The sequence below is a fragment of the Verrucomicrobiia bacterium genome, assembly GCA_035495615.1.
Taxonomy (GTDB): Bacteria; Omnitrophota; Omnitrophia; order Omnitrophales; family Aquincolibacteriaceae; genus DATJFP01.
This window is the reverse complement of sequence record DATJFP010000083.1, coordinates 43,501-62,941: the sequence shown is the minus strand read 5'-3', so window position 1 is coordinate 62,941 and position 19,441 is coordinate 43,501. Positions and strand designations below refer to the sequence as shown.

Below are 19,441 nucleotides of genomic sequence, written 5' to 3'. Positions count from 1 at the left end.
CTCGAAGAGCACTAGGCAGGTCTTACGGGGACACCGCGTTTCTGGAGATAAGCTTTCACGTCTGCGATGCGGAGTTCGCCGAAATGGAAGACCGAAGCGGCAAGACAGGCGTCGGCCTTACCCTTTTGGAATCCATCGACGAAATGCTCTAAGGATCCCACGCCACCCGACGCAATCACGGGAACACGCACGGCTTCCGAAACCTGACGTGTCAATTCCAGATCATAGCCCTGTTTGGTGCCGTCGCGGTCCATGCTGGTCAGGAGAATCTCTCCCGCGCCGCGCCTTTCCCCCTCGCGCGCCCAGTCGACCGCGTTCAAATCCGTAGGCTTGCGCCCGCCGTGGGTATAGACGCGCCAGGTCCCGTCGGGTTGCTTTTTCGCATCGATGGCCAGCACAATGCATTGGCTTCCAAAACGGCGGCTCGCCGCGCGGATCAAATCGGGATTTTCGATGGCGCTCGTATTGAGGGAAACTTTATCGCAGCCGGCTTTCAAAAGCTCACGGATATCCGAAAGCTCTTTGATGCCGCCTCCCACCGTGAAGGGAATCATGATTGTTTCAGCGACGGACTCCACCACACGGAGCATGATGGGGCGTTTTTCATGGGACGCTGTGATGTCCAGGAAGACCAGCTCGTCCGCGCCCGCATCGTCATAGGCTTTGGCAATAGAAACGGGATCGCCGGCATCGGTAAGGTTGACGAAATTGACGCCTTTGACGACGCGTCCTTCTTTGACATCAAGACATGGGATAATCCGTTTTGCCAGCATAAGGTTCCGGGAGCGGAATCAGTAGTCTTTCAAAGAGGAATGCTTTTCGCTTTCCTGAAGCAAGTCCGCGAGAACGGAAAGGCTCGCTTCGGCAAACGCCCGCACGTGGGACAGGATCGCGGCAATGAAGCTGACAATGCCCAGGATCACCGCGGCCAGGTACTTTCCCGGGATTGCGGTTCCGGTGGTCTGATTCCACACAAACGTGAAGATGATCAAGGGGAGAAAAAAGAAAAGCCAGCCCGGCAGCGAGCGGCGCAGGTAGGCCTGCTTGATTTCATGATAATGCTTCGACTTGAGGGCACGCGCGCTGCTGATCAGGCCGTTCAAAAACCACCCGCGGACGGTAAAGGCGGCGATAATGTAAAGAATTCCCACCACGGACCAGGACCAGAAACGTTCTTCCCATATTACCCTCAGATAGGCACTGACCAACTCACTCATGACACAGGGTTTTCCGGTGGTGCATAATGGGAAAGGGCCGTCCGCAGTTCAAAACGTTTTTCATAAAGCGCCTTACCGACGATGACGCCTTCGAAGTTTTTTTCGGAAATTTGAGAACACTTCTCAATGTCTTCAAGAGTGGATACGCCTCCGGATAAAATCACCTTCGCACGCGACCAGCTCAAAACCTTCCGCAATCCTTCGAGATTCGGACCTTGAAGCATTCCGTCCTTACTTATATCGGTATAGATCACGGTTTCCAAAGCAGATTTATTTAATTTTTCGAGAACCCGCTGGATCGTCTGCCCGCTTTCCTTCAGCCAGCCTTCGGTTTGGACCCGTCCTTCCCTCGTATCAAGGCTCACCGCGACCCGGGAGCCGAAACGGTCGAGAAGGTTCGTGAAGAAAGCGTCATCCAGCGCCTTCGTGCCGACGACGATACGGTCGATCCCCTCATTCAGGACGCATTCCACGTGCTTGATGTCGCGAAGGCCGCCGCCAAATTGAATCTTGCAGCGCACGTTTTTGCGGATGGCGACAAGCGACGCGAAGTTGCGCAGTTCACCCGTCTTGGCGCCTTCCAGGTCCACGACGTGGATCCATTGGCTGCCCTGGTTCTCCCAGTCACGGGCCTGCGCCGCGGGATCGTTGGAGTAGACGGTCTCGGCCTGGAAATCGCCGCGAGAAAGGCGCACGACCTTGCCCTGGTAGAGATCGATGGCGGGATAAATGTTCATGCTACCACTTCACGAAATTCTGGAGCAGGTTAAGCCCTGCCTTCTGGCTTTTTTCGGGATGGAATTGCGTGGCGAAGACGTGATCTTTCCCCACGGCCACCGCGAACTTTTCCTGGCCGTACTCGCACGTGGCCGCGGTCACGGAAGCGTCTTGCGGCGCGGCGTAAAACGAGTGCACGAAGTAGAAATAACTCTCATCGGGAATGTTGCGCAGCAGCGGATGGTCCGTATTTTTGTGGATTTGGTTCCAGCCCATGTGTGGGACTTTCACCCCGCGGGAACGGAATCCCTGCACTTTGCCCGAGTAGACGTCGAGCCCGGTGATGGAAGGGCTTTCTTCGCTTTCGTGGAATAGGAGCTGGAGCCCGAGGCAGATGCCGAGGAAGGGCTTGCCGAGCTTGATGTATTCGCGCAGCGGATCAAGAAGCGCGTTTGTCTTCAATCCTTCGACCGCGTCGCCGAACGCGCCGACGCCGGGCAGCACGACCTTGTCAGCCTTCAAGATGTCGCGGGGCGAAGATGTCACGGAAACCTTGGCGCCCAGGTGCTCCAGGGCCTTGGAAACGCTCCGTAAATTGCCCATACCGTAATCGACAATGGCAATCATAAGACTCCGGCTACAGGGAACCCTTGGTTGACGGAATGCCTTTGACGCGCGGATCGATCTGCGTGGCGGCATCCAGCGCGCGCGCCATGGCCTTGAACGTGCCTTCGATGATGTGATGCGAGTCTTTGCCGGCGATCACCTCGACGTGCATGTTGATGCCCGCGTGCTGGCAAAAGGCCTTCATGAATTCCATGGAATCATGGAAGGAATAATTTTCGAGGCGGGAAAACTGGACGTCCCGGTTCTTGCGGACATGCAGCGACGGACGCCCTGAAATGTCGAGTGTCACCTGGACCAGGGCCTCGTCCATGGGAACCGTGAAGAACCCGTACCGCTTGATCCCCTTTTTGTCGCCGAGCGCCTTAGTCAAGGCCTGCCCCAGCGTAATGCCTGTGTCTTCATTCGTGTGGTGAATGTCCACTTCGAGGTCGCCCTTGGCCTTGACCTCGAGGTCAAAGAGGCCGTGCTTGGAAAAAAGCGTGAGCATGTGGTCCACGAATGGAATTCCCGTCGTGATCTTGGAGACCCCGGTGCCGTCCACCCCCAGTTTCATCTGGATGTCGGTTTCCGAAGTCTTTCTGTGGACACTCGCCGCGCGTTTGGATTTCATCTTTCGCTCCTGTTCGTTTTCATGAAGAAGCCGTGGCTGAAGGCGCCGCCGCTTCGGCCGCGTCTTTTTTGATGAAGCGCGCTTCGAGGGAAATCCGGTGCAGCACGAGCCCTTCCATGTCCGTCAAAAGCTGGACATGTTCGCGCGCCTTGGCCAGCGCTTCCTTGGTATACGAAATCACGTGGGAACTCTTGATGAAAGTCGAGGCGCTGAGCGGGGAAAAATAGCGCGCCGTGCCGCCCGTGGGAAGCACGTGGCTCGGACCCGCGATGTAATCCCCCACGACCGCGGGAGAATACGGCCCCACAAAAATAGCGCCGGCGCTCTTGATCAGCTTCATGAGCTTTTCCGGTTCTTCCGTCATGAGCTGGAGGTGCTCCGGGGCAATCTCGTTGGCCACTTCGCAGGCTTCCTGCAGCGATTTGACCTGAATGATATAGCCGGTATCAACGCGCTTGCGGATCGCCTCGATCAATTTCTTGGACGGCGTCACAAGATAGGGCATGCCGCCGTGATGCTCAGCCTGGGCCAGCAAATCGCAGGTCACGTAATCCGCGTCCGCGGAGTTGTCCGCGATGATGGCCACTTCGCTCGGACCCGCCACCATGTCGATATCGACGAAACCGTAAACCTGGCGCTTAGCCTCGGTCACGAACATGTTGCCTGGGCCCGCGATCTTGTCCACCTTCTTGATGGTGCGCGTGCCGAAAGCAAGCGCGCCGATGGCCTGCGCGCCTCCGACGCGGTAGATTTCGTTGACACCGAGAAGGTTAGCGACGGCCAGGATGTTCGGATTGATCTCGCCGGTGTCGCGGTTGGGCGGCGTGGCGATGACGATCTCTTTGACCCCTGCGACTTTGGCCGGGATCACGGTCATGTAAACCGTCGAGACCAGCGGCGCCGTGCCTCCGGGAATATAAATACCCACGCGCTCCAGAGGCTGGTAGCGCTTGGCGAGGTGGATGCCGTCCTTGCCGTGGATTTCGAACGACTGCCTTAATTCCTTTTTGTAATACTCTTCCACGTTCGCCGTGATCTGCTGGAGCAGCGGCACGAATTTGACCTGGATTTTTTCGAAGGCCGCGTTGATGTCGCCCTGGCTCACGGCGATTCTTTTCAAGGGCAGATCAAGCCCGTCGAACTCCCGCGTGTAGCGCCGGATCGCGACGTCACCGCGCGCGCGGACCTCGGAAAGGATGCGGCTTACCTTCTTGAAGATCTTCGAATCAAAAGCCGAGCCGAAATCGCGGCAGATTTTCTTTTGCGTTTGTTTGTCCCAGGGAAGGACCTGCATGTCAGACCTCAGCTTCTTTCAGATAACGCACCGCATTTTCCACGATGTCGTTCCAGCGGTTTTGAAATTGACCTTCGTTTTTTGCGCCGCCCTGAACAAGCTCCTTGCGCCCGCCGCCGCTGCCGTTCAGAAGGTTCGAAAGCGCTTTCATGGCTTCCCGCGCGTCCAGGCTGCTCTTGCCCAAATCCGGGCTGAGCCCGATCACGTAATGAATTTTCTCCTCGTTTTCCGTGCCGAGGAAATAAACCGTTTTCTCGCTCATGGAACGAATGGCATCGGACAAGCGGCGCAAATCCTCGACTTCCGCGCCCTGTCCCAGACGGTATGAAGCAAAGCGGATCTTGCCGGCCGCAAGCGCCGACGAAAGGATGTTCTTCGGGTCGGCCGTTGCGGTCACGCCCTGCCGTTTCTCCTTTTCCAGCTTCTTGACCGATTCCTGCAGCTTCACGACACGATCGGCCACGCCGGAAGGCGAAGTCTTGAAAAGTTCCGCGAGCTTACCGATTTCGCCGCGAAGATTTCGCGCGTACAGGACCGCGCCGCTGCCGGTCACGGCTTCGATGCGCCGCGTGCCGCTTGCGATCGAACTGTCGCTCACGATGTAAAAGCTGCCGATCTGGCCGGTGCTGTGGCAATGCGTGCCCCCGCAGAATTCCTTGCTGAAGTCCGGCACGGTCACCACGCGGACGCGGTCGCCGTACTTCTCGCCGAAGAACGCAATGGCGCCGTCGGCCTTGGCCAGCTCAATGGATTTTTCTTCTTTGGTCACGTCCGCGTCGAGCAGGATCTGCTCGTTGACGGCATCTTCGATGGCGCGGACTTGCTCGTCGCTGAGCGCCTGGGAATACGAATAATCGAAACGCAGCCTGTCCGGCGCCACCAGGGAGCCGAGCTGGCGAACCTGCGTGCCGAGAAGCTTCCGCAGGGCCGCATGCAGCAGGTGCGTGGCCGTGTGATTGCGCATGATGGAATCACGGCGCTTGGCATCGATCTTGGCCGTGACCTCGTCGCCGATTTTGAGCGTCCCGGACAGGACCTTGAAGTGGTGGATGAACAGCTGGTCTTTTTTGACGGTGTCCGTCACTTCGCCGCGGAATCCACGGCCTTCGAGCACGCCCCAGTCCCCGACCTGGCCGCCGCTCTCCGCATAAAAAGGCGTCTGGTCCAAGACGGCCACGCCTTCGCCGCCGCGGACTTCAGCGAACAGCACACGGGCCTTGCTTTCGAGCGACTCGTAACCGAGAAAACGCGTGGCCGCAAGGCCGGAGATTTTTTTTTCGAGATCCGAGACCGTAAAAATCGCGCCGGAGATTTTCGTCGCATCTTTGGCGCGCTTGCGCTGCTCCTCCATCAAGCGCTCGAATCCCTTCTCGTCCACGTCCCAGCCTTTTTCCGAGGCGATTTTGCGCGTCAACTCATAGGGAAAGCCGTAAGTGTCGTAAAGCTCGAATGCAAAAGCAGCGTCCAGTTTTCCGTGGACGCCTTTCGGAGGATTGCTGATATAGTCGTGCAGCTTGTCCAAACCGCGCTCCAGCGTGACGAGGAAACGCTCTTCTTCGCCCTTCAGCGAAGTCACGATGCTTTGTTTGTTTTCCACGATTTCCGGGTAGACCTTGCCCATCACCGCGCAAATGTCGTCCACGACCGCATACAGGAAAGGTTTCTCGAGGCCGCCCTGCGTGGCTTCATAACCGTGCCACAGCGCTCGCCGGATGAGCTTGCGGATCACGTAGCCGCGGCCGTCGTTCGAGGGAATGACGCCGTCGCCGATGGAAAAAACCACCGCGCGCGCATGATCGCTGACCGCGTAGATACGCGTGGCATTTTCCGGGGTCTGCTTGATTTTCAATTCGCGGGCGACAGCCGCGTTGATTTTCTGAAAATTGTCCGTCTCGTAGTTCGTGCTCTTGCCCTGCAGCACGCAGGCCAGGCGCTCGAGGCCCATGCCCGTGTCGATGTTCTTTTGCGCGAGCGGCACGAGCTTGCCGCCGTCCTGGCGGTCGTACTGGGTGAAAACCAGGTTCCAGATTTCGGCGAAGCGCTTGTCTTCGATGTGGCCGCCTTCGCCCTGCGAAGGGTCCTGATCGAAATAAATTTCTGAGCACGGGCCGCAGGGGCCGTTCGGCCCATCCTTTGGCGCGTTCGCAGGCCAAAAATTGGATTTGTCCCCCATCTTATAAAGCCAGTCGGGACGGATTTTGATCGTGTTCTTCCAGATGTTGTAGGCTTCGTCGTCCGTCTCATGCACGGTAATGCGGAGCCGTGATACCGGAATTTTGAGCACCTGCGTGAGATATTCCCAGGCCCAGGCAATGGCCTCGGCCTTGAAGTAATCCCCGAACGAGAAATTCCCAAGCATCTCGAAAAAAGAATGATGGTACGCGGTCTTGCCGACTTCTTCGAGGTCGCCGGTGCGCAGGCATTTCTGAGAGCTTGTGGCGCGGGTCATGTCTTTCTTCAGGCCCAGGAAGTAGTCCTTGAACTGATTCATGCCCGCGCCCGTGAACAGCAGCGTAGGATCGTTCTGCGGCACGAGAGAATCGCTCGAGACGTAGCGGTGCGCCTTCTTTTGGAAAAACTCCAGATAAGATGTCCGGATCTCGTCAGTCTTCATTGAATTCCTCTTGATCGCCCGCCTTCAATTCCGCCAACGCGTGGCGCGCGGTCCCATGATCGAAACCGCGGCGGAGCAAAAAATCGTAAACTCTTTTCCTGCGCGCCTGCGGCTCCACGCGCCCGAGGCGCTGCCATTTGAGCCTCGCCAGCTCAAGAGCAGATTCCCGCTCCTGTTCCGCCGTGAGGCTTTCCAGGGCTTCCCGCCGGATTTCCGCCGGCACGCCGCGGCGCTTCATCTCGAAATCAATGCGCCGGCGTCCGGAAGGCGTCGAAACGCTGTACCGGTTTACGAGGCCCGCCGCCAGAGTCTTGTCGTCCAGGAAGCCGGTTTTTTCCAGCCTCGCGAGCGTCGACTCCACCACTGCGGACGGAAATCCCTTCGCCTCGAGCTTTTCACCCAGGACCTTGCGGCTCCGGGCGCTGATTCCCAGCAGCTTCAGGGAATAAACGAACGCCTCGTTTTCTCGTGAATTTGTCTGCATGCTGCAGGAATGGTGAAGGACCGGAAATGACCCGGGACCGTCGTCCTACTGCTATTCGTCCGAGGCGGGCGCCGCGGCCAGGACCGCGTTTCCGCTCAGCATTTTTTCCCGGACCTTGTTTTCGATTTCCTCGAGCAGGGTCGGATTTTCTTTCAAGAAAAGGCGCGCCGCGTCGCGTCCGTTGCCGAGTTTTTCCTGGTTGTACAGCATCCAGGCCCCGGACTTCTCGATGACTTGCTGGTTCACCGCGAGATCCAGGATGCTCGACGACCGCGAAATGCCTTCATCAAACAGGATGTCGAATTCCGCGGTCTTGAACGGCGCCGCGACTTTGTTCTTCACGACCTTCACCTTCACCCGGTTACCGATCGCGTCTTCTCCTTTTTTCAGGGTCGCGATCCTGCGGATGTCCAGGCGCATGGAGGCATAGAACTTCAGCGCCTTGCCGCCAGGCGTGGTTTCCGGATTGCCGAACATCACGCCGATTTTATCGCGGACCTGGTTGATGAAAATCATCGAGGTTTTCGAGCGGCTGATAATGCCGGTAAGTTTGCGAAGCGCCTGCGACATGAGGCGCGCTTGCAATCCCATGTGAGAATCGCCCATCTCGCCTTCGATTTCCGCCCGCGGAACAAGGGCGGCCACGGAGTCGATGACGATGAGGTCCACCGCGTTCGAACGCACGAGCATCTCGGCGATCTGCAGCGCCTGTTCGCCGGAATCCGGCTGCGAAATAAGGAGGTCGTCCAGTTTCACGCCGATCTTCTGGGCATACGTCGGGTCAAGCGCATGTTCGGCGTCGATAAAAGCCGCGACGCCGCCTGTCGCCTGCACGCGCGAGATGATGCTGAGCGTGAGCGTCGTCTTACCGCTGGATTCCGGGCCGTAAATCTCCACCACGCGGCCGCGCGGAACGCCGCCGATGCCGGTGGCAAGATCGAGCGTCAAGGCGCCCGTCGGGAGGCTTTCCACATTGGCCTTTGTGTTCACGCCCATCTTCATGATGGAACCCTTGCCGAACTGCTTTTCGATCTGCAAAAGCGTGAGGTCGAGCGCTTTCTGCTTTTCCTGCGTGATCTTCTTCAGATTTTCTTGGGTCCGATCGAGCTCCGACTTGCCCTTGGTTTCAGCTTCGGATTTTTTGGCCATTTTCAGTTCTCCTTGACTCAGATTTGGAGGTGCGAGGCAGATAGGAATAAAAACCGACGCAACTCGTGGTATTTTAGCGGGTTAGATATAACCTGTAAAGCACTTAATGGACGGCATTTCCGGCGTCGCGCCGGTATGTATTACTCTCCCCGGGCAAAGCCGTTTCTACTGTCTTGGCAAGCAGTTCCAATCCTTCACGGAAAGCCTTCAGTTGGTTTAGGGGAATGCAAATCCCCTTTCGGGTGGGAAGAAAACCGCTTCCGCCTTTCCGGCGGGTCCAGACGCGCATGTCGACGATGCGGTGGCCGCCATAGTCGTGAACGGCAAAGCCGATTTTTTCCCAGTGGTTTTTGACGAGCGTAAAAACGGGAGGATTGACGGATGACATTGGCCTTCTCCTTGGGTCAGAGTCGGCTTTTGAAAGACAGGCGCGTGATTCTACCCGAGATTGCGGAAAATCTTCGATTTTTTGGAGGGTTCATTGCGTTCTTGCCCGGCTTCCGGGCCGGACGAGCTCGATCAGATCAGGCGCTTTTCCTCGCCGCGCTTGAGGCGTCCGATGTTGGCCCGGTGCGTGTAAAAGATGAAGACCGTGAGCAGCAGGCTCACGCTCTGCAAGGCCGGAAATCCCGGTTTGCCCCGGCACGTGAGTGCGACGGCAATGGGAAAAACGACGGCGGCGGCAAGCGATGCGACCGAGATGATGCGGCTGATCGAAAAAATCAGGATCCAAAGGCTGAACGCCAGAAGCGCGGGCACCGGACAAACGCCGATAAAAACGCCGAGGGAAGTGGCGACGCCCTTTCCGCCTTTGAAACCGAGCCACAGGGAAAAGCTGTGGCCGAGGATCGCGGCCACGCCGAGCATCACCAGCCAGGAGTAGGACAGCTCCGCGCCCAGGGTCCAGCGCGGCAGGTTCACCGCGACAAATCCTTTGGCCGCATCGAGAAAGAGCACGAAGAATCCCCACTTTTTGCCGACGACGCGGAAGACGTTCGTCGCGCCTGTGTTTTTGCTGCCGTGCTCGCGGATGTCAATGCCCTGGACCTGGCGCGCCACCCAAAGCCCGAAGGGCAGGCTTCCGAGAAAATACGCGGCGGCTAAGAAAAGAACGGTCTGTAAAGAGGTCATGTCAATCCTTCTTGATCTGCAGGAGATTCACGTCCCGGCCAAGATAGGCCAGGCACGACAAAATACTGAGCACCGCCGTTGCGTAACAGATGAGCAGTGCCCCTTTCCATTCTAAAAGCAGGCCGACGAGCGTGGCCGTCTGACAACCGGTCGTGACTTTGCCCAGCACGTTGGGCTGCACGCGGAACGTGCCGGTCACGAAAAAAACCACGACAAAGCCGCCGATCAGGACGATATCGCGGAACACGATCGCGACCGTCACCCAAAGCGGCGGCTGATACCGGAGCGCGCCCACGAACAGCAGCCCGAGAAATCCGCTGAGCAGCAGCAGCTTGTCCGCGAGCGGATCCAAAAAGCGTCCGAGCTCGGTCTGCTCGTGGCGAAACCGCGCCAGGAAGCCGTCCAGCGCGTCCGTAAAAGCTGCGAAAACAAAAACTCCCAGAGCGAGCCAGCGGTAATGCTCTTTGCCCGTCTCGTAAGAAACCAGGAACGTGAAAAAGAAGGGGCAAAGCAGGATTCTTAAAAGCGTCAGGTAGTTGGGAAGGTTCAAGACGGGAGAGGCTCTTCGGCAACGGGGGCCGCGCCCCTGTCGTCCGCAGCCTGAGCCGGTTCTTCGAAAGCTTCGTCCGCCGCGTCCGTATTGACCTTCACCGAGACGATCCTGGAGACGCCGGCTTCCTGCATGGTCACGCCGTAAAGCGTGTCCCCCATCGCGATGGTTTTGCGGTTATGCGTCACGATGATGAACTGGGACGTCGTGATGAAGGTCTTCAAGACCGCAAGGAAGCGGTCGATGTTGGCTTCGTCGAGAGGCGCGTCGACTTCGTCCATCACGCAAAACGGCGAAGGCTTGATCTTGAACAGCGCGTACATGAGCGCGAGCGCGGTCATGGCCTTTTCACCGCCGGAAAGAAGGCTGATGTGCTGGAGCTTTTTGCCCGGAGGACGGACCACGATGTCCACGCCGGACTCCAGCGGATTGGCCTCGTCGACCAGAATGAGCTGGGCTTCGCCCCCGCGGAAAAGCGTCTTGTAGTATTCGCCGAACATTTTCTGGACTTCCTGGAATGTCGTCTCAAAAAGCCCCTTGGTCGTGCGGTTGATCTTGCGGATCGCTTCCATGAGCGCGTCGCGCGCGTCTTCCAAGTCCTTTTGCTGGCCCATGAGGAAGTCGAAGCGCTGCTTCAGCTCATCGTATTCCTCGATCGCCAAAAGGTTCACCGTGCCGATCGACTCGATCTTTTCCCGCAGCTGCGCGATCGTGCCTTCGATTTCCGGGCGCTCGGCCTCGGTCATGGGATACTCGGCGGCCTGGAGCGTCGCCAAGTCGATCTTGTAGCTCTGCTGCATCTTTTCATGGAGATTCTTTTCCTGGTAGCCCAGGTCCATGACTTTCATTTCTTCGTTGTGCAGTCGGGTCTCCGCCTCGTGTTTGCGGTCCTGGAACGTCAGCAGCGTCTCTTCCTCGGCCTTCATCTTTTCCTCGGCCGCAACCTTTTCCTGGCGGATCAGCTCGAGCTTCACATCGCAGTCGCGGGACTCGTCCTGCAGCACGGCCTGGGATTCGCGAAGTTTCGTGTCTTCCTCGTCCAGCTTGCCTTCCCGCTCCTGGATCCTCGCGGATTCCGCGTCGAGAAACTCCGCGCGTTGGCGGTCGCGCTTTTCCTGCTCGCGGTGCAGGGCCAGGGCCTCTTCGAGGAAGCGGCGGCGTTCCACGAGATGGTCGAGCTTGGCCTTGTGGTCGGAAAATGAAGCAAACGCCGCGCTTTTGGACTTTTCCATCCGCTCCATGTCGCGCAGCACGGTTTCCTGTTCGGACCGGACCTGCCTTTGCCGCTCTTCGCAGCGCATGATCTCGATTTCCAGCAGGGTGCGCTGGGAAATAGCCTCTTCCTCGCGGGTCAAAATCTCGTTTTGCTCATAGGAGAAAAGGTCCAGCTCGCGCTGAAAGGAGCCGAGCCTTTCCTGCATGCCCTTGCGGAGCGATTCGAAAGATTCCTTCTGGATCTTGGCGTCGACGAATTCCTTCTCGATCTTCTCGAGCTCGGCCTCGGCATTCGCAAACTGGGCCGCGGCTTCCGCCAGGATGGCCTGCGACTGTTCGAGCGAAGCCTGCGTGGATTTGACTTCGCTTTCCAGCACTTCGATCTCATTGCCGCGCTTGAAAAAGCTGTGCTCCGCGGTCGCCTGTTCCTGCCGGAAAAAGACGCGGCCGTTCGGGCCGATGATCAGGCCTTCGCGGGTCACGAATTGAACCTGGCGCGCGCGTGCGAATAATTCCGGGAAACGGGCCGGGTCAAAAGAGTTCAGGATGTAGACGCGGGAGAAAAAGGGTTCGATCAGGGGCTTCCAGGCCTCTTCGATGCGCACGACGTCAAGCAGCGCGCCTCCGGCTTCGGGAAGATCCGTGAAAAAATCCAGCCGCGCGGAAGGAGGTTCCGTATTTTCTTCGGCCACGAGCAGGCCCGCCGGAGCGCTTTTCTTGCCGGCCATCAGGCCGAGAAGACGTGCCGCCGTATCCTGGCGGCCGGTGACGAGCGCGTGAGCGAATTCGCCGAGAACGGCTTCGACCGCCACCTCATAGCCGGATTCGACGTGAAGCACATCGCGGAGATGCCGGACATAACCGCGCTCCTCTTCGTTCAGCTCCTGCAGGATCGCTTCCCGGCTGAGCCCTGAGGCCGCGTCGATTTCCTTCAAGAGATTACGCCGCGTTTCTTTCTCGTGCAGCGAGCGCTCCATGGATTCGATCACTTCCGAAGTCTGCCGGATTTTGTCCCGGAGCGACTGCGCTTCCTGCTCCGAACGCCCTTTTTGCTCCGAGAGCTGTTCCAGCAAACCCTCGAAGTGGCGGAGAGATTGTTCGCAGTCGTCCTTGCGCGCCTGCCACTGGTTCATTTCCAGGCGGTAGCGGTTCGCGCCCGCTTCCTGGCGTTTTTTCTGTTCGACGCTGGTCTCGAGGAAGGCCGTAACTTTGTGGTATTCGTTGCGGACCTTCACGGCGGAGGAAGCCGCTTCGAGCGCCTGGGCTTTGATGTCGTCGAAAAGCGACTTGGCCGCTTCGAGATGGTCTTCGATTTCGTTTAAGGTCTGGCGCGCTACGGAAAATCCTTCTTCCGCGCTGCGATGTTCGGCTTCGAGGCCGTCGGCTTCGCCCTGCTTCACAGTGATTTCCGCGGCGGTTTTGTGGAGCCGCTCCTGGATCTGGGACTTCTCCTGCTGGATTTCTCCGCGGCGAAGCGCCAGTTCCACGCGCTTTTCCTGGTGGAAGCGCAGCTGCTGCTCGTTCTGCTCCATCTTGGCCTTGAGCCCGTAACGGCGCGCTTCCTCCGCGGAAAAGCGATCGAGGATGCCGCGCAGCGCCGACGTGATTTCTTCCTGCACGCGCCGGCAAGCCGTGATTTTTTCATCCATGAGGCGGATTTCCTCTTCCTGCTGGCGGCGCATCTCCCCGAGTCCGGCGAGCTCCGCGCGGATCTGATCCAACTCGAAAAAAGCGCGGCGGATTTCGAGGTTCCTTAGTTTTTCGAATTGTTCCTGGTAGCGCTGCGCGCGCTTGGCCTGGCGCTCGGCGTACTGAATGTTGCGCTGCACTTCGGCCACGATGTCGCGGATGCGCAGCAGGTTCTGTTCCGTGCGCTCCAGCTTGCGGATGGCTTCTTCTTTTTTGAGCTTGTATTTGGAAATGCCCGCGGCTTCTTCGATGAGGAAGCGGCGCTCGTCGGCGTCGGCGTTGAGGATGTAGTCGATCCTGCCCTGCTCGATCATCGAGTAGGAATTGGAGCCGATGCCCGTATCGAGGATGAGGTCCTGGACGTCTTTCAGGCGGCAGTTGGTCTTATTAATAAGGTACTCGCTCTCCCCGGAGCGGTGGAGGCGGCGCGTGATGGTGACTTCGTTGTAATCGATGGGAAGGCCGCGGTCCTGGTTGTCGATTGTCAGGGAGACTTCGGCGTAGGCGACGGGCTTGCGGAATTCCGTGCCTGCGAAAATGACGTCTTCCATTTTGGCGCCGCGCAGCATTTTCGCGCTGCGTTCGCCGAGCACCCAGCGGATGGAGTCGGAGATGTTGCTCTTGCCGCAGCCGTTAGGGCCGACGACACAGGTGACGCCTTTGTGGAAGTGGACTTCGGTGCGGTCTGCGAACGACTTGAAACCGAAAAGCTCGAGCTTCTTAAGACGCACTCAGGCCTCCGAAAAAAAAGAAACTGGGAATGATGAGGATGGAACTTGAAACGCGGGTATTCTACTCTTCAAATGCTTTGAATGCAACACAAGCGTTGTGTCCGCCGAAGCCAAGCGAGTTTGAAATCGCAACTTTCACCGGGTGTTTCTGCGCTTGGTTGGGAACGTAATCAAGATCGCAGTCAGGGTCCGGATTTCTGTAGTTAATCGTCGGCGGAATGATCTGGTCGCGGATCGCGAGACAGCAAACCGCGGCCTCGACACCGCCGGCCGCGCCGAGCAGATGCCCGGTCATGGACTTCGTGGAGCTGATCTTGACCTTGCGCGCCACGTCTTCGCCGAATGCTTTCTTGATTGCGAGCGTTTCGACTTTATCGTTCAGCGGTGTGGACGTACCGTGCGCATTGATGTAGCTGACATCCGCAGGTTTCAGCCCCGCGTCTTTCATGGCGTTGATCATGCAGCGCGCCGCGCCCTCGCCCGTCGGATCGGGAGCCGTAATGTGGCTGGCGTCGGAGGTCATGCCGTAACCGACGATTTCCGCATAGATTTTGGCTCCGCGCTTCTTGGCATGATCGAGCGCTTCCAGGACCAGAACGCCGCACCCCTCACCCATCACGAACCCATCTCGCGTCGCGTCGAAAGGCCGCGAAGCCATGGACGGTTCATCGTTGTGGGTGCTGAGCGCCTTCATGGCATCAAAGCCGCCGAAACCCAGCAGCGTGATGCAGGATTCGCTGCCCCCGGCGAACATGATGTCCGCTTCCTCGCGCTGGACGATCTTGAACGCATCACCGATGGCATTGGAACCCGTGGCGCAGGCGGTGGCCACGCAGTTGTTGGGGCCTTTGAGGCCGAGGGAAATCGAGATCTGCCCGGGAGCCATGTTCACGATGAGCATGGGAATAAGGAAGGGCGAAACACGGTCCGCGCCTTTTTCGAGGAGCACCTTGTGCTGTTCTTCGATGACGCGAAGTCCGCCGATGCCGGAACCGACGAGCACGCCGATGCGGTACGGATCAAGCGCTTCCACCTTAATCGCCGCGTCTTCCATGGCCATCTTGGCGCTGGCCACGGCAAACTGGACGAACCGGTCGGTTTTGCGGATGTCTTTCGGCTTGAAGTAAAGCGCGGGATCGAAGCCTTTGACCTCGGCTCCGACTTTGGAGTTGAACTTTGACGCGTCGATCTGCGTCAGCAGCCCTGTGCCGCTCTCACCTTTAAGAAAAGACTGCCAGGTTTTTTCGGCGTTGACGGCTAAGGGAGTAATCATCCCTAAGCCGGTAACGACCACGCGTCGTTTGCTCACGGGAAAAGTGTGGGAATGTTGTTGATCAGGCTTAAGATTGGATGATCTTACTTCTGAGCAGACTTCTCTTCGATGTAACGAATGGCATCGCCGACAGTCTGGATCTTCTCGGCATCTTCGTCGGGGATCTCGATACCAAATTCCTCTTCGAGAGCCATAACCAGCTCCACCGTATCAAGGGAATCGGCGCCTAAATCATCAACAAAGGAAGCTTCGGGGATAACTTCTTCGGGCTTTACGCCTAATTGCTCGACGATGATTTCGGTGATTTTGTCCTGAACAGCCATTTATTCCTCCTTGGTGATGATGGTAAGCTGCTGTGTTAGATCACTAATCCGCCATCCACAACCAGGGTTTGCCCTGTCATGTAACTGGCGGCGTCCGACGCTAAAAATACGGCTACTTGGGCGATATCTTGAACTTCTCCGAAACGTCCCAGCGCGATCTGTTCTTTGACTTTGTCTTGCACATTCGCTGGCAACTGGTCCGTCATTCGAGTCCTGATAAACCCCGGAGCGATCGCATTCGCCCGAATGTTTCTTTTCGCCAATTCTTTGGCGACGGACTTCGTGAAACCGATGATGGCTGCCTTAGACGCTGCATAATTGGCCTGTCCCGCGTTTCCGGTAATCCCAACCACCGAGGAAATGTTGATGATCGAACCGGAGCGCTGCTTGACCATAGGACGGCTGCAGGCTTTACAAAATAAAAAAACGCTTTTTAGATTCGTAGAAAGAACGTAATCCCAATCAGTCTCGGGCATTAACGCGAGCAAATTATCCTTGGTGGCCCCCGCGTTGTTGACGAGTATATCTATCTTTCCATAGGTGTCAAGCGCTATTTTTACGACCTCATTGACTTCATCTCCAATGCTGACATTAGCTTGCGTCAAAATGCATGCGCCATGTCCGGCCGCTTTGATCAGCTGTTCCGTCTCCGTCAAATTGTCCACGGAAGATGCGGACAAAACCACTTTCGCCCCTTGCTGGGCCATGGCCACGGCAATGGCCTGGCCGATTCCGCGGCTGGCTCCGGTGACAATCGCGACTTTGTCTTTCAAAACTTCGGTCATGAGGTTCTCCGTCAGGGTCAGGAATCCTTGGTTTCCACGGCGCTGCCCGCGGATTCCAGTTTTTCGAGGTCGGCGGCCGTGCCGCAGGGAAAGATTTGAAATTCAGGATGAGATTTTTTAACCAGGCCTTTGAGGACTTTTCCGGGGCCGATTTCCAGAAAATGAGTAAGCCCGCTTTCCTTGGCGCGAAGCATGGTTTCCACCCAGCGGACCGGGCTGGTCAGCTGGCGGGAAAGCAGCTCGCGGATTTCTTCGGGATCGGAAACCTTGGCGGCCTTGGCATTCGGAATAAAGGCGCAGTGCGGCGGACGGATCGGTGTGCTTCTGAGAGCGACCGTGAGGCGTTCCCGCGCGTCGGCCATGAGCGACGAATGAAACGCGCCGCCGACTTTCAGCCGAAGCGCGCGCTTGGCGCCCCGCTGTTCCGCGAGTGCGCAGGCCTTTTCAATGGTTTCAGCGGTGCCCGACAGCACGATCTGTTCCGGCGAATTGAGGTTGGCCACTTCGCATCCGGCATCGCGCGCCACGCCTTCGCAGTCCGCGGGCGAAAGCCCCAGGATCGAGGCCATGGTTCCAGGATGATTTTTCGCGGCTTCTTCCATGGCTTCGGCGCGGATCTGGACCAGCTTCAAGCCGTCTTCGAAGGCGATTGATCCCGCGGCGGTCAGGGCGCTGAATTCACCCAGGCTCAGCCCCGCGGCAAAAGAAGGCGTGAGGTCCGGATACTTCTCGCGCAGCACGAGCAGCGCGGCATAACTGTGCGTGTAAATCGCGGGCTGTGCGTACAAGGTGCGCGTGAGTTCCTCTTCCGGCCCTTCAAAACAGATTTTGCGGAGCGAATAGCCGAGAACCGCATCGGCCTGCTCGAAAACTTTTCGAGCCTGGGGAAAACCATCGTGGAGGTCTTTGCCCATGCCGACGGACTGGGCGCCCTGGCCGGGAAATAAAAATCCGATCTTTTCGCTGAACGTCATGTCCTCGCCTACCATTTAATCAGGGTCGAAGCCCACGTGAGCCCGCCCCCGAAAGCGACCAGCACAACGTAATCGCCTTTTTTGATTTTTCCGTCGTGCACGGCTTCCGTCAAAGCCACGACCGTGGAAGCGCTGGACATATTGCCGTAACGCGCCACATTCGTCACCACTTTTTCTTCGGGAAATTTCAGCCGTTCCGCAACCGCCTGGAGAATGCGGCTGTTGGCCTGATGCGGCACGAGCCAATCCACGTCATCCAGGCTCAGCCCTTCCGGCTTGAGCACCTCGCGCACCGCGACTTCCATGGTGCGCACCGCGACTTTGAAAACTTCCGAGCCTTCCATCTTCAGAAAATGAAGGCCGGCTTCGAGGGATTCCGGACAAGGCGGATGCACGGAACCTCCGCCGGGAATCTGGAGGATGCCGCCCTGGGAACCGTCCGCGCCGAGATACGAAGCGAGAATGCCGTGCCCCTCCTGTTCCGAGCGGCACACGACCGCGGCGCCGGCGCCATCGCCGAAAAGGACGCACGTCGAGCGGTCTTTCCAGTCGATGAAGCCGGAAAGCACTTCGGAACCGATCACGAGCACATTTTTGTAAAGGCCGGCCTTGATGTAGGCCTCGGCCACGGAAAGCGCGTAAGGAAATCCGGAGCACGCGGCCGCAAGGTCAAACGCGCCGCATTTGGCGCCGATGCGGTTCTGGACGGAGCAGGCCGTGGAAGGGAAAAACATGTCGGGCGTGATCGTGGCGACGAGGATAAGATCGATGTCCGCGGCGGACATCCCCGCGTCTTTCAGCGCGGCCTGCGCCGCGTGGGCGCCGAGCTCGCTCGCGGGCGTGTTCTTGGCGGCAATGCGCCGCTCTTTAATCCCCGTGCGAGTCTGGATCCACTCGTCGGTGGTATCGACCATTTTTTCGAGGTCGTAATTCGTCAGAACTTTTTCCGGAACGTAAAATCCCAGGCCGCGGATGCATGCCCGATAGGATGAAGACATCAATGCAGTCCTTCGCTCGCGGGATGGGCGCTGCGGTTGGCGGAAGCGCCGCTCGGCCCCTGGCCTGACACCTGCTCGACGATCCTGTCATTGAGCTGGTTTGAAACCATCTCGCCCGCCACTCGGATGGCGTTGCGGATGGCTTTCGCCGAAGAAATGCCGTGGCTGATGATGACGGGTCCGTTGACGCCGAGAAGAGGCGCGCCGCCGGCTTCTTCATAGTTGGTTTCGCGGCGGATGGCGCTGAGAGCCGGCTTGCACAGCCAGGCGCCGAGAAGCGACACGGGATTTTTCTTGAGCTCGCGCGCAATCATGGCGACGGAAGTCTCGAGAATGCTTTCGCACATCTTGAGCACCACGTTGCCGACGAACCCGTCGCAGATGATGCAGTCCACGCGGCCGGTGAAGAAATCGCGGCCTTCGATGTTGCCGACGAAATTAAGGCCGGAATCGCGGAGGAGCTTGTAAGCTTCCTTTAATGTATCGGTGCCCTTGGATTCTTCTTCGCCGATGTTGAGGAGGCCGATGGCCGGACGCTTTTTGCCGTGGATGTAGCGGGCATAGACGTCGGACATCTGAGCGTACTGGTAAAGTTCTTCGGCGGAAGGATTGAGATTGGCGCCCACGTCCATGCACAGCGAGATGCCGTGAAGCGTCGGCGTGCTGATGGCGATGCCCGGGCGCTTGATGCCCGGAAGCAGGCCCAGGTTCAAGGTCGAAGCCGCGACCGCGGCGCCCGTGTTGCCGGCGCTCATGACCGCGTCGACTTCTTTTTTCTTCAGGAGATCGACGCAGACGGCGAGCGACGAATCTTTTTTCTTGCGGATGGCCTGGACCGGCGCCTCGCCCATCCCGACCACTTCCGAGGCTTCCTGGAGAACCAGTTTGCCGCCGAGCACCTTGTGCTTGTTCAGCTCGCGCTTGAGGGCGGTCGTCTGCCCCACCAGCACGATTTCCAAGTTGGAAAAATCATTGGCGGCGTAGACAGCGCCTTCGACCACGACGCCCGGCGCGTAGTCACCGCCCATTCCGTCCACTGCAACGCGAATCATCGACATGA

Annotated in this window: 19 protein-coding genes; all 19 read right to left on the bottom strand. The window is 58.2% G+C overall.

The window, feature by feature from the left end; translation table 11 throughout:
- Nucleotides 1-11: 11 nt before the first annotated feature.
- Complete coding sequence (gene hisF / locus VL688_10550; protein HTL48484.1) at nt 12-773, bottom strand: imidazole glycerol phosphate synthase subunit HisF; 762 nt, start codon at nt 771-773, stop codon at nt 12-14.
- Between the two features lie 18 nt (nt 774-791).
- The gene (locus VL688_10545) at nt 792-1,217 is read right to left on the bottom strand and encodes a hypothetical protein (GenBank protein ID HTL48483.1); all 426 of its coding nucleotides are present in this window, start codon (nt 1,215-1,217) and stop codon (nt 792-794) included.
- Entirely contained in the window at nt 1,214-1,954 is a 741-nt protein-coding gene (gene hisA, locus VL688_10540) for a 1-(5-phosphoribosyl)-5-[(5-phosphoribosylamino)methylideneamino]imidazole-4-carboxamide isomerase (GenBank protein ID HTL48482.1), read from the bottom strand. Before hisA ends, VL688_10545 begins: the two co-directional genes overlap by 4 nt.
- A 1-nt stretch (nt 1,955) precedes the next feature.
- Nucleotides 1,956-2,561 carry an imidazole glycerol phosphate synthase subunit HisH gene (hisH, locus tag VL688_10535; GenBank protein HTL48481.1) on the bottom strand — a complete coding sequence of 202 codons (606 nt, stop codon included), beginning with the start codon at nt 2,559-2,561 and terminating at the stop codon, nt 1,956-1,958.
- A 10-nt stretch (nt 2,562-2,571) separates the two neighbouring features.
- Nucleotides 2,572-3,171, bottom strand: coding sequence for an imidazoleglycerol-phosphate dehydratase HisB (gene hisB, locus VL688_10530; GenBank protein HTL48480.1), 600 nt, complete (start codon nt 3,169-3,171; stop codon nt 2,572-2,574).
- Between the two features lie 19 nt (nt 3,172-3,190).
- On the bottom strand, nt 3,191-4,465 hold the full coding sequence (hisD, locus tag VL688_10525) for a histidinol dehydrogenase (protein ID HTL48479.1): 1,275 nt from the start codon (nt 4,463-4,465) through the stop codon (nt 3,191-3,193).
- Nucleotide 4,466: 1 nt separating this feature from the next.
- Nucleotides 4,467-7,079 (bottom strand): alanine--tRNA ligase, encoded by a 2,613-nt coding sequence (gene alaS, locus VL688_10520; GenBank protein ID HTL48478.1) that lies wholly within the window; start codon nt 7,077-7,079, stop codon nt 4,467-4,469.
- Nucleotides 7,069-7,563, bottom strand: a complete 495-nt coding sequence (locus tag VL688_10515) for a regulatory protein RecX (GenBank protein ID HTL48477.1) — start codon at nt 7,561-7,563, stop codon at nt 7,069-7,071. The genes alaS and VL688_10515 overlap by 11 nt, the downstream gene beginning before the upstream one ends.
- 51 nt (nt 7,564-7,614) lie before the next feature.
- Nucleotides 7,615-8,640 (bottom strand): recombinase RecA, encoded by a 1,026-nt coding sequence (gene recA / locus VL688_10510; GenBank protein ID HTL48476.1) that lies wholly within the window; start codon nt 8,638-8,640, stop codon nt 7,615-7,617.
- Nucleotides 8,641-8,815: 175 nt separating this feature from the next.
- Nucleotides 8,816-9,100, bottom strand: a complete 285-nt coding sequence (locus VL688_10505) for a transcriptional coactivator p15/PC4 family protein (protein ID HTL48475.1) — start codon at nt 9,098-9,100, stop codon at nt 8,816-8,818.
- A 131-nt stretch (nt 9,101-9,231) separates the two neighbouring features.
- Nucleotides 9,232-9,843, bottom strand: a complete 612-nt coding sequence (gene plsY, locus VL688_10500; protein ID HTL48474.1) for a glycerol-3-phosphate 1-O-acyltransferase PlsY — start codon at nt 9,841-9,843, stop codon at nt 9,232-9,234.
- A gap of 1 nt (nt 9,844) precedes the next feature.
- Nucleotides 9,845-10,393, bottom strand: a complete 549-nt coding sequence (locus VL688_10495; protein ID HTL48473.1) for a CDP-alcohol phosphatidyltransferase family protein — start codon at nt 10,391-10,393, stop codon at nt 9,845-9,847.
- Nucleotides 10,390-14,028, bottom strand: a complete 3,639-nt coding sequence (gene smc, locus VL688_10490) for a chromosome segregation protein SMC (GenBank protein HTL48472.1) — start codon at nt 14,026-14,028, stop codon at nt 10,390-10,392. Before smc ends, VL688_10495 begins: the two co-directional genes overlap by 4 nt.
- 61 nt (nt 14,029-14,089) lie before the next feature.
- Nucleotides 14,090-15,337 carry a beta-ketoacyl-ACP synthase II gene (gene fabF, locus VL688_10485; protein HTL48471.1) on the bottom strand — a complete coding sequence of 416 codons (1,248 nt, stop codon included), beginning with the start codon at nt 15,335-15,337 and terminating at the stop codon, nt 14,090-14,092.
- Between the two features lie 47 nt (nt 15,338-15,384).
- Complete coding sequence (locus VL688_10480) at nt 15,385-15,624, bottom strand: acyl carrier protein (GenBank protein HTL48470.1); 240 nt, start codon at nt 15,622-15,624, stop codon at nt 15,385-15,387.
- Nucleotides 15,625-15,659: 35 nt separating this feature from the next.
- A complete protein-coding gene (fabG, locus tag VL688_10475) occupies nt 15,660-16,409 on the bottom strand; it encodes a 3-oxoacyl-[acyl-carrier-protein] reductase (protein ID HTL48469.1) in 750 nt (249 codons plus the stop codon).
- Nucleotides 16,410-16,426: 17 nt separating this feature from the next.
- A complete protein-coding gene (gene fabD / locus VL688_10470; protein HTL48468.1) occupies nt 16,427-17,383 on the bottom strand; it encodes an ACP S-malonyltransferase in 957 nt (318 codons plus the stop codon).
- A gap of 8 nt (nt 17,384-17,391) precedes the next feature.
- Nucleotides 17,392-18,381, bottom strand: coding sequence for a beta-ketoacyl-ACP synthase III (locus VL688_10465; protein ID HTL48467.1), 990 nt, complete (start codon nt 18,379-18,381; stop codon nt 17,392-17,394).
- Nucleotides 18,381-19,433: a phosphate acyltransferase PlsX gene (plsX, locus tag VL688_10460; GenBank protein ID HTL48466.1), complete on the bottom strand. Its 1,053-nt coding sequence runs from the start codon at nt 19,431-19,433 to the stop codon at nt 18,381-18,383. Before plsX ends, VL688_10465 begins: the two co-directional genes overlap by 1 nt.
- Between the last annotated feature and the right edge of the window lie 8 nt (nt 19,434-19,441).